General features: G+C 75.5%; 4 protein-coding genes. All 4 read right to left on the bottom strand.

Features of this window, described 5'->3' with window-relative positions; genetic code table 11:
- Positions 1–956: 956 nt before the first annotated feature.
- The 4 genes from AAHZ94_RS20110 to AAHZ94_RS20095 all read right to left on the bottom strand — a co-directional run bounded on the left by AAHZ94_RS20110 (position 957) and on the right by AAHZ94_RS20095 (position 9,958).
- The gene (locus AAHZ94_RS20110) at positions 957–2,048 is read right to left on the bottom strand and encodes an ABC transporter ATP-binding protein (protein ID WP_349994359.1); all 1,092 of its coding nucleotides are present in this window, start codon (positions 2,046–2,048) and stop codon (positions 957–959) included.
- 251 nt (positions 2,049–2,299) lie between these two features.
- Positions 2,300–5,353, bottom strand: coding sequence for an FtsX-like permease family protein (locus AAHZ94_RS20105; protein WP_349994358.1), 3,054 nt, complete (start codon positions 5,351–5,353; stop codon positions 2,300–2,302).
- 3 nt (positions 5,354–5,356) lie between these two features.
- Complete coding sequence (locus AAHZ94_RS20100; RefSeq protein ID WP_349994357.1) at positions 5,357–8,833, bottom strand: FtsX-like permease family protein; 3,477 nt, start codon at positions 8,831–8,833, stop codon at positions 5,357–5,359.
- A 720-nt stretch (positions 8,834–9,553) separates the two neighbouring features.
- On the bottom strand, positions 9,554–9,958 hold the full coding sequence (locus AAHZ94_RS20095; protein ID WP_349994356.1) for a globin: 405 nt from the start codon (positions 9,956–9,958) through the stop codon (positions 9,554–9,556).
- Positions 9,959–10,218: the final 260 nt, after the last annotated feature.

Here is a 10,218-nt window from a genome sequence, read left to right as displayed (position 1 = left end):
CGGGCCCGGGGGGGGGGCGGGGGGTCGCCGGGGGGCGCCCCCGCCCCGGGGCGGGCGAAGCGGGACGGCCACAGCCCTCGGTCCTGGCGCCGGCGGGAGCTGCCGCCGCGGCGCACGGTTCGAACTCCGACCCTGGCGCGGGTATCGGCGCTGACACCGGCCCAGCTTCCGACACCGGCACCGGCCTCGGTTCCGGCACTGGCGCGGACGCCGGTTCTGGCTCTGGAGTGAGCCCCGTTGCCGCTGGGGCGGTGGATTCGGTGTTGGTGCTGTTCGCGGCCCGTGGCTGGTTGCGGCTGCGGACGCCGTACGGCTCGATAGCCGTGCGCACGGGAGGGCTGTCCGGGCTCTCCGTCACTCCGGCCTAGGGCGATTCGGCGGAGTAGGCAGCCCGGCGCGTACGACGAGTGGATCGGGTGTCGGGCGGATCAGGCGGCGGGGGCTGGGACCCGAGCGGTGGCGAACTGGCTCCCGCGGCCTCCCCCTCGGCGGCCTCCCCCTCCGTGGCCTCCATCGGGGCTTCCCCTCCCGGCGGGACACTGGGAATCCGGCTTCCGCAGCCTTTCGCCCCGCGGCCTCCCGCTGGGGCTTCGCCCCGGCAGGACCCGCCGCCGGATAGGGCCGCGTTTCCGCGCAGGACTTCGCCCTGAGCGGGCCCTATCCCCGCGTAGGACTTCATCTCTGCGCAGGGTTCCGCCTCCGCCTCGGCACCCGCCCCTGGCAGGACCTCACCGCTGCACAGGACTTCGCCTCGGGCAAGACCCCGCCGCCGGGCAAGACCCCGGCCCCGGGCAAGACCCCGACTCCGAGCGGGACTTCGCCCCCACCCCGTTCCTCGAACCCGTCCCCGCGCGGCGGTGAAGACCACTGCTCCACCCCGAACTGGCACGGACGTTGGTCGCCGTAGCGCTGCCCCGATGGTCGCGGTGGGGCGGCGCGGCACGGCGAGGTTCAGTTCACCCGCCCGCGCCCGCGCCCGCGCCCGTGTCGGCGCCCGTGCCCGCGGACGATGCGGTGTCGACGGGCGGGTTGACGGACGGGGCCGTGGACGAATCGGGAGAGCCCGAGGTCGTGGGTGGGGTGTGGTCGGGCCAGACGGCGATGTGGTCGGGTTCGAGTTCGAGGAGGACGCGCTGTTCCATGCCCAGGGACTGGGTGTAGTCGGCGGGGAGTTGGAGCCGGCCGGCGCGGTCGAGCATGGCGTACTCGCGGGCCACCATCGACTCCTGGCCGGTCTCGGCGTCCACCTCGGTACGGCGCAACACCTCGGACGAGGTGCGGCCGTCCCGGATCGCGACGGTCCTGCGGACCTCGTTCGCCACCGCCTGGTCGTGCGTCACGATCACCACGGTTGTGCCCAACTCGGCGTTGGCCGTCCGGAAGGCCGCGAAGATCTCCTCGCCGGTGGCCGAGTCCAGTTCGCCGGTGGGCTCGTCGGGGAGCAGCACCGCGGGCGTGTTGGCCAGGGCCACGGCGATGGCGGCCCGCTGCTGCTCGCCACCGGACATCTGCTGCGGACGCTTGTCCCGGCAGTGGTCGATGCGCAGCATCTGCAACAGTTCGTCGGCGTGCGCGAGGCGCGCCGCGCGCTGCTTGCCACGGCCGCGCAACTGCATGGGCAGCACCACGTTCTGGATGGTGGTCAGGTACGGGAGGAGGTTGCGGGCCGTCTGCTGCCAGACGAAGCCGACGATGTCGCGGCGGTAGCGCAGCCGGGCCTTGGCGTCCATGTTGAGCAGGTCGCTGCCGGCCACCGAGGCCGCGCCCGCGGTCGGCACGTCGAGGCCGGCCAGGATGTTCATCAGGGTCGACTTGCCGCTACCGGACGCGCCGACCAGGGCCATCAGTTCGCCCTCGGACACCAGCAGGTCAAGCCCCTGGAGGGCCTGGACCTCGACGCCGTCCGTGGAGAAGACCCGGACCAGCCGGTCGCAACTGATCAGCGCGTCGTGACCGTAGGCCGGGCGGTCGCGGTGCGAGGTGGCCCGGCGTTCCAGTTCGGCCAGCGAGGGGACGGCCGGCCGGGCATCGCGGGTGGCAACCTGCACCCCACCCGCAGCCGAAGCGGCTCCCTTCGCAGCCCCACCGGCCTCGGCGGCACCTTCAGCCCCGGCGCCAGCCACAGCCCCACCGGCCTCGGCGGCACCCTCAGCCCCGGCGCCAGCCACAGCCCCACCAGCCCCGGCGCCAGCCGCAGCCCCACCGTTCCGGTCCGCGCCCCGCCCCGTCGGGGTGGCTCCTGTCGCGCGCTGCGCCGTACGGTCCTCGCCGCCTCCGCCCGCGCCCGCCGCCGTCTGCGTCATCGCGTCTCTCCCACCCTCAGCTCGGTGTTCTCCTTGCGGCGCCCGCTCCACCACGCCTGTGCCAGCACCACGAGCAGCGCCAGCACCACCACCCCCACCGCGGGGATGAGCAGCGACAACGCGTCCGCGTGCAGGCGTACGGTGCCCAGTTCGTCGAAGCCGGTACGGGCGGACAGTGCCAACCGGGTCAGGTCGAGCCCTGGTGCGAGCAACTGGATCGTGCCGTAGCCGACGAGCGCGCCGCCGCCCGCGGCCAGCAGCGCCTGCGGCAGCGCCTCAAGGACCAGCAGCCGCCGGCCCTGCCGCCGGTTCAGGCCCATCGTGCGCAGCCGGGCCAGCAGCGCCGTCCGCTCCGGGGTGGCCTGGAGCAGCGACAGGAGTACGGCGAGCGCCGCGTAGCCGGCGCCGGCGGTGACCGCCGCCGCGTACAGCCGCTCCGTACCGCCCTGCAACGGCGAGTCGGACAGCGCCGCGTGCTCCTCGGCGCGCACCTTGATGCGGACGTTGCCGCCGGCCGCGCCGGCCTGGCCGGCGGAGTCGCCCTGCGCGCCATCCGCCGTCGCCGCGCCGTCGCCCGAGCCCGCACTGCCCGACTCCGAGCCGCTGCCCGATCCCGAGCCATCGCCCGTACCGGAGCCGCCGGCCGGCGCCTCCACCGCGGCGCCCCCGCCGGTCGCGGCCTGCACCGCCGCCCGCAGCGCCGCCGCGTCGATGCCCGAACCGTGGTCGCCGCTGCCCGCCATGAGCAGCGTCGTCGGGGCGGCGCCGGGCAGCCGGTCCGCGCTGACCAGCAGGTAGTTGCTGACCTGGGTGGCCGGCGTGCCCCCGTGGACGGCGGCCACCTGCACGGTGATGTCACCGGCCAGCGGGCGCAGGTCCTGCGGCCCCTTGCCCATCCGCTTGGCGACGCCCGGGGAGGCGATGGCCGGTACGACGGGACCGCGCTTGCCGCGCAGCGCGTCGGCCGGAATGCGGTCCGTGCCGACCTTCCCTGCCAGCGCGTTGTACGCGTCCGGGTCGAGCACCACCAGGGCGATCTCGCTCCCGTCGTCGTTCAACTGGAGGTCGTACTCGATGTGCGCGGGCAGCACCTGCTGCACGCCGCGCACCGCACGCAGCGAGGCGGCCAACTCCTTCGGCAGGTTGCGGTGCGCATCGACACGGGCGTCGGCGCCGACGGCCAGCAGCGAGGCGCGCTCGCGCGCGTCGGACACCCCGGCGAGCACCGAGCCACCGAAGGACGCCGTGGTCAGCGCGGTGATCAGGGCCAGCAGGGGCAGCGCGCCGGTCGCCGGGGCGCGGCCGGCGCGGGCCAGCGCCAGGAAGCCGACCGCGCCGCGCCGCCGGTTGGCCGGGCGGGTGGCGAGCCGCAGCGGCAGCGGGTAGAGGCGGACCAGCAGCATCGCCGCGATGGCGCCGATGAGCACCGGCGCCGCACTGACCAGCGCGTCCACCTCGCCGTTCGCGGTGCCGCGCTGGCGCAGCGCGACCACGGCACCGACCGCCAGGACCAGCCCGGTCAGTTCGGCCACCGTGCGCTGCCGCGAGGGTCGTACCCGTACCGCATCGGTGCGTTCCACGCTGGTCAGCGGGCGGCGATGGGCGGCGACCGCGCGTACCGGCAGGGCGAAACAGGCCAGTGCCGCCACCGCTGCTGCGGCCAGCAGCGCAGGCAACAGCCGTGCGTCGCGCACCGTCACGACGGCGATCGCGCAGCCCAGCACCGCGGCCGGCAGGGCGATCACCGAGGTCTCCGCGAGGAGTCGGCGGCCGACGCCGGCCAGTGAGCCGCCGCGGGAACGCAGCAGAGTCAACTCGGCGCGGCGCCGGGCGGCGGCCAGGCCACCGGCCATCAGCAGCACGACCGCGGCGACCGTGCCCACGCCGAACGCGGCCACCGCCACCACGGGCGCCACCGCGTCCCGCATCGACCCGAAGTCGGCGACGATGGCGTCGACGTCGGTGCTGACCTCGGTGCCAGGGCCGGTCGCCTTGCGCAGTTCCACCAGGTCGGGGCCGCTCTCCAGCGAGGCGATCTGCGAGCGCAGCCGCGACACGTCGCGGCCGGTCAACGCGTCCGGGTCGTTGGCGAGCCGCCAGAACGTCTCGGGCGCGCCGTTCGCCGCCAGCAGCGCGGGGCCGGCCTCGGGGGCCAGCAGCAGCCCGCCGACCCAGAACTGCTTGGGCGTGTCGCCCGGATACGTCACCGATGTGAGGCCCGGCGCTGCGAGCAGCGGATCGACCGACCAGTACGCCAGCTCGGGCGCCTTCGGGGCGAGGATGCCGACCACCTTCGCGGAAAGCTCGGTGGTGCCCGGCGCGTTGAGGTGGATGAGCGAACCGAGCCGCAGGTGCAGCCCCTTGGCCGTGTCGGCGGTGACCGCCACCTCGATCTCAAGCCGCTCCGGACCGCGCCCGGTGGCCTCGCTGGTGTCGCTGAACGGGTTGGCGCCGCGCGGCATCCGCCCGGCCTTGACCGTGCTGTGCTCGGGCAACCCCGACTGGGCCGTCAGCGACAGCTTGGGCGGCAGCCCGTCGGGCCGCGGCAGGTACGCGTCGGTGGCCACCAGCGGCTCGGGCGTCCGCACGCCGCGCGCGGACTGCGCGTCGTCGGTGCGCACCAGGTCGGGCAGCCGCTCCCGCAGCGCCCGGTACTGCGCGGCGAGCGGCCCGGGCGCCAGCGCCGCGGCCCGCTCGTGCTGCGGACGCTGCGCGCCGGGCGGGCCCGAGGTGATCTGGTACGCGCTGCGCGCCGCTGCGGCGTCGGAGAGCTGTTCGCGGATCGCATGCGGCTGGTACGCGTCGATCCCGCGCGGGAAGGCGGCGGCCAGGAACGAGGTCAGCAGCACCAACAGGCCGAGCGCGACCGCCGCCCCCGGCGCGGCCCGCAGCCGCAGCCTGACCCACCCCGTCACCACCCGGGACCGGGCCGGAGCGGGCGCGTCCCCGGTCGGCGTCCGCCGTTCTGCGGCCGGCCCCTCGGCCGTCCCCGCGGGATCGGCCTGCGTAGGCCGCTCGGCCTCGGCCGGGTCTCTTTCTGGCGTGGGCATGGCCTACTCACCTCCCCGGTGGCGGAGTGTGGCGGCCGGGTCGCCGCGTCGTAGCGCCACCGCCGCGACGATCAGTACGGGTACCGCGGCCACCGCCGCCAGCACCCCGCCGACCTGCCCGAGCGGCAGTTCGACCAGCACCTCGGGAACCGGCTTGGCCGCCTCGCCGGTCAGCACGATCAGCGGGACCACCGCCCGGGTCAGTACGGTGCCAAGGGCCGCGCCGACGGCCAGCGCCAGGCTGATGAGCAGGGCCTGTTCGGCCGCCACCATCCGGGCCAACTGGCGGCGCGGGGTGCCGAGGGCGCGCAACACGCCGAACTCCGCGCCGCGTTCGCGCAGCGAGCCGGCCATGCTGACCGCGAAGCCGACCGCCGCCAGCGCGGCGGCCACCAACGCCGCCGCGGCGAGACCGGCCTGCGGGCCGGCGCCGAACGGGTCGTCGTGGAGTTCGTGGGCGATCTCGGAACGGGCGATGACCAGCGCCGGATCGACGTCGGGCCGCTGCCGCAGCGCCGTCACCACCTGGTCGTCCTTGCCCGGCGCCGGCCGCAACCACCACTCGGTGGGCGGCAGCGACGCGCCGGCGCGGGCGGCCAGCGCCTGGTTGACGGCGTGGAAGTCGATCAGCAACGCCCCGCCGTCCCGGTCCGACGCCTCGTCCTGCGGCGCGCCCTCGGGGCCCGCCGCGCCGTCCGCGGGCTCGGTGGCCGTACCGGCCAGCCGGTCGGCCGCCGCACCGGTGGTCGGCAGACCGCGTACGGCGGCGACGATGCGGACCGAAAGCGATTCGCCCGCCACCGGCACGCTGACCGTCGAACCGACCTTCGCGCCACTGGAGTCAAGGAAGCGGTCGGTGGCGACGGCCGTCAGCGCGGCCGGCTGCTGCGGCCAGGGCGCGCCGAAGGCGAACGTGGCGGTGGGCCGGCCCACTTCGGGCACCTCGGGGCGGTGCTGACCGGTCTCGTACGTGCCGGTCAGCGGGCGGTCCGCGGTCCGCCGCGGCTGCTGGGCGCGCGGCTTGACCTGCACATCGCCCGGCTGGTCCTCGACGAACGTGGCGGCGGCCCGCCAGCCGAAGTCCGCAGGTACGGAAACCGCCGTGACCTTACCGTCGGCGGCCACCGCCTCCAGCGCGGTCACCTCGAACCGGTGCCGCTCCTGCTGCGCCGGCTGGATCACGTCGAGTTCGACCGCGGCCAGCCGAAGCGGCCCGGCCGGCCTGCCGGTGGGCGCGCCGGCGGCCTGCGCGATGCCGGCGACCAGCGTGTGCGGCTTGCCGTCGGCGGGCAGCACGCCGAGCGGGAGCCGGTACGGGACGCCGAAACGGTCCTCGACGGTCGCGGTCACGCTGGCCGAGGTCTTGCCTGCGGTGTCGGCCGACGTCTTGTCTTCGGCGGCGTCGCGCGGCGCCGTGAGCACCCCGAGTTGCGCCGTGATGCGCAGCTCGTCCGGGGTGCCGGGCAGCGGGATGCCGGGCCGGTCGCCGCCGGGGCGCGGTGCCACGGCGGACAGCAGCCCGTTGCCGTCCCGGTCGGCGAGGTCGCCGCGGAGCAGCAGGGAGTCCTTGGCGTGCTGGGCGTCCAGTGCGAGCAGCGTCGCCCCGCGCCCGCCCGACAGCCCGAACTGCACCCGGGCGGCGGGCGCCGCCGCGGCCACGCCGGGCACGGCCTCCAACGCGCCGCCCTGCCCGAACTGCGGGGTGCGGCTGGAGAGCACGCGGACGCCGGCGCCGGCGGCGAAGTCCGCCTGGTCGTCCTGCGACCGCTCCCACGAGGCGCCCTGGCCGACGGCGAACATGCCCATCGCCACGGCGAGTACGAGCAGCAGCACCGGGCCCGCGCCGCGCAGCGGACGGCGGGCGAGTTGCCAGCCGGCGAGCGCGGTGGGCAGGCCACGGCCGCGGGCCGCGCGCCGCTCGGCGATCTTGGCCACCGGCGGCAGCAGCCGCAGCGTGAGCACCGTGCCGGCGAGCAGGGCGAGCGCGGGCGCGGCGACCAGCACCGGGTCCACGCCGAGCGCCCCGCCGTCGCCGCTGAGCACGCCGCTGCCGTCGCCGGCCTGCTGGTCGAGCTGCCAGTAGGCGACGCCGGCGATGACGAGCAGACCGACGTCGGCGCCGGCGCGCAACGGGGCCGGCAGGCTGCCGCTGCGGGCGCGGATCACCGATGGGCCGCTCCGGGCGCGCGCGCCGAGCAGCGCGGGCGCCACCACGGCCGCCGCGCACCCCAGCGCCACGGCGACACCCACCAGACAGGTTTGCAGGGTCAGCCCGGTGTCCAGGTCGAGTCCGATACGGGCCAACGGGCCGTGGGCGGCGATCAACTCCATCAGCGGCCCGGCCAGCAGCGGCGCGATCACCACGGCGGGCCCGGCCAACATCAGCGCCTCGGCCGCGGCGAGCCTGGCCAGATGGGCGCCGGAGCCGCCGCGGGCCAGCAGCAGATCGGTCTCGCCGGCCCGCTCCGTACTGAGCAGCCGCGCCACCAGCAGCAGCGCGTACCCGGCCAGCAGCACCAGTTGCAGCGTCACGATCAGCAGCGTCGAACGGGCCCCGAGCAGCGAGCGGTCCACCTGGTCGAGGACGGTGGGCAGCCCCGTGCTGACCTCGGGGGAGCCGAGCGTGTCGTCATCGGCCAGTGCGGCCCGGCCGCGCTCGGCCGCCGCCCGCAGCCCGTCCACGTCGTCCGCCCGCACCCCGGAGAAGTCCGCGCTGGCCAGCCACGACACCCCGGCCTGGGTGACCTGCTGGCCGCCGAAGGTGGCCTGGTCGGTGAGGAGCGGCCCGTACGTGGTGAACGCGAGGGTGCGGACGCCACTGCCGCCGAGTTCGTCCAGGCGCCAGTACGGGTCGGTGCGGTCCTTGGGCCGGTACACGCCGGTGACCTGGATCTGCACCGGCGGCCCGGAGAGCCGGTCGGCGAGGGTCAGCCTGGCGCCGACCTTCAGCCCGAGCCGGGCCGCTGCGGTCTCCGGAAGCGCGACGGGGACGGTGGTCTTGGCCTTGCCACCGCTCTTGTCCCCGGCCTTGTCCCCACCCGTGGCGGGGGCGGCCGGTGCGGCATCGGGCCAGGCGCCGGTGGCCAGCGTGACGCGGGAGCGGTCGAGGGCGGCGAACAGCGTCAGATCGGGCTCGCCCGCTCGGGCGGCGGGCGACTGGAGCTCGCGCGGCAAGGCGTACGGGCCGGAGCGCGTCATCGAACTGAGCGTCACCGGCAGCCCGTCGAAGACCCGCGCCGCGCCGCGCCGTACGGCCTGTTCACCGGCGGCCCGCTCGGCGTCGGGGAGGTCGGTGGCGACCCGCAACGCGGCCGGCGCGGCGGAACGTTCACGCAGCGTGTGCCGCAGCCCGGCGTCGCCGATGGCGCTGGTGAACGCGGCGAGCGTGGCCAGCACCGCGGTGGTGAGCAACACCGTCAACAGCGCGGCGGCCAACAGCAATCGATGCGCGCGGACACGCAGGAACACAAAGCCCGCCACTGAACCCCCCGCGCTGCTTCCCCACCATCGGTCTCGCCGGCCGACGGCGGGCATGGGGTCACCCTGGTCGGGATGACGGGCCTCGGCCTCGGCAGCGTGCCTGGATGTTGTCAGAGAAAGGTGGGGGCTGAAAGCGGTTGCGGTCGGGACTTGATCGGATTGTGACCGAAATCCGATACAGATCGTCCGCTATCCGATACGGAGCGTGTGGAAGCGGTCGTTGCTGGTCGTTGCTGGTCACTGGGTCTGCTTGGCGCTTGGCCTGCGCTTGCTCTGTGCCCGCCTTGCGCTTGGCTTGCGGATGTCCTGCCGCTCGTCCTGTGCCCGTCCTGTGCCCGTCCTGCGGCTGTCCCGCGGGTCTCGGTCCGGGCGCCCGGCGGGAGTGCGGTACTCGGTGGGGCTGGCCTGCGGTGGGATCGGCCGCGGTGTGCCCGGCCGTGGTGTGGCTGCCCGTACGCGGCCCGGCTCGCCGCGCGATCAGCTCGTACGCGACGGGGTCCCGCATGCGGCAGCATCCCGTACGCACCCGGCTCAGTACGCGGCCAGCCCGTACACAGACAAACCCGGCCCCGTACGCGACCGACCTGGTGGACGGGCATGCAGCGGGCGGCGCGTCCCCTATGCGGTCACCCCGCGGTACGACCACCGGCGGTACGACCCACCCGCAGACGCTTGGTCCGCGGCCCGATCGGTTCTGGGCCCGGGCGGTCCCGGGGCCGGTCAGCCCGGGGTGTTGACCATCGAGGCGGCGGCGTACGTCAGGTACTTCCACAACTGCTGTTCGTGTTCCGGGGCGAGGCCGAGTTCGTCCACGGCGTCCCGCATGTGGCGCAGCCAGGCGTCGTGTGCGGCGCGGTCCACCGCGAACGGTGCGTGTCGCATCCGCAGCCGCGGGTGGCCGCGCTGGTCGCTGTAGGTGCGGGGTCCGCCCCAGTACTGCATGAGGAAGAGCACCAGCCGCTCCTCCGCGGGGCCGAGGTCCTCCTCGGGGTACATCGGCCGCAACAGCGGGTCGTCCGCGACCCCCTGGTAGAAGCGGTGCACCAGCCGCCGGAACGTCTCCTCGCCGCCGACCTGCTCGTAGAAGGTCTGCTCCTGCACCGTGCCGCGCGGAATCTCATTCACCCCTCCATGGTCGCAGATGCCACGGCGGAGGCCGGAAGTCGTAGGACCCCGCGGGCCCTGCCCGCCAGCCCCGCCACCACCGGTGCCGTACGGGCCGGCGCCGGGGCCGCTGCCGTGCGGCCGGTCCGTCGACGGCGGTGCGGCGCACAGCGGACCGAACGCGGCTGGGCCCGCCCCGAGAGACCTCGCCGCCGACCTGCTCGTAGAAGGTCTGCTCCTGCACCGTGCCGCGCGGAATCTCATTCACCCCTCCATGGTCG

The sequence above is a fragment of the Streptomyces sp. HSW2009 genome (assembly GCF_040240285.1).
Taxonomy (GTDB): Bacteria; Actinomycetota; Actinomycetes; order Streptomycetales; family Streptomycetaceae; genus Streptomyces.
The sequence above is the reverse complement of the archived record's forward strand: the minus strand, read 5'-3'. Positions and strand labels throughout refer to the sequence as shown.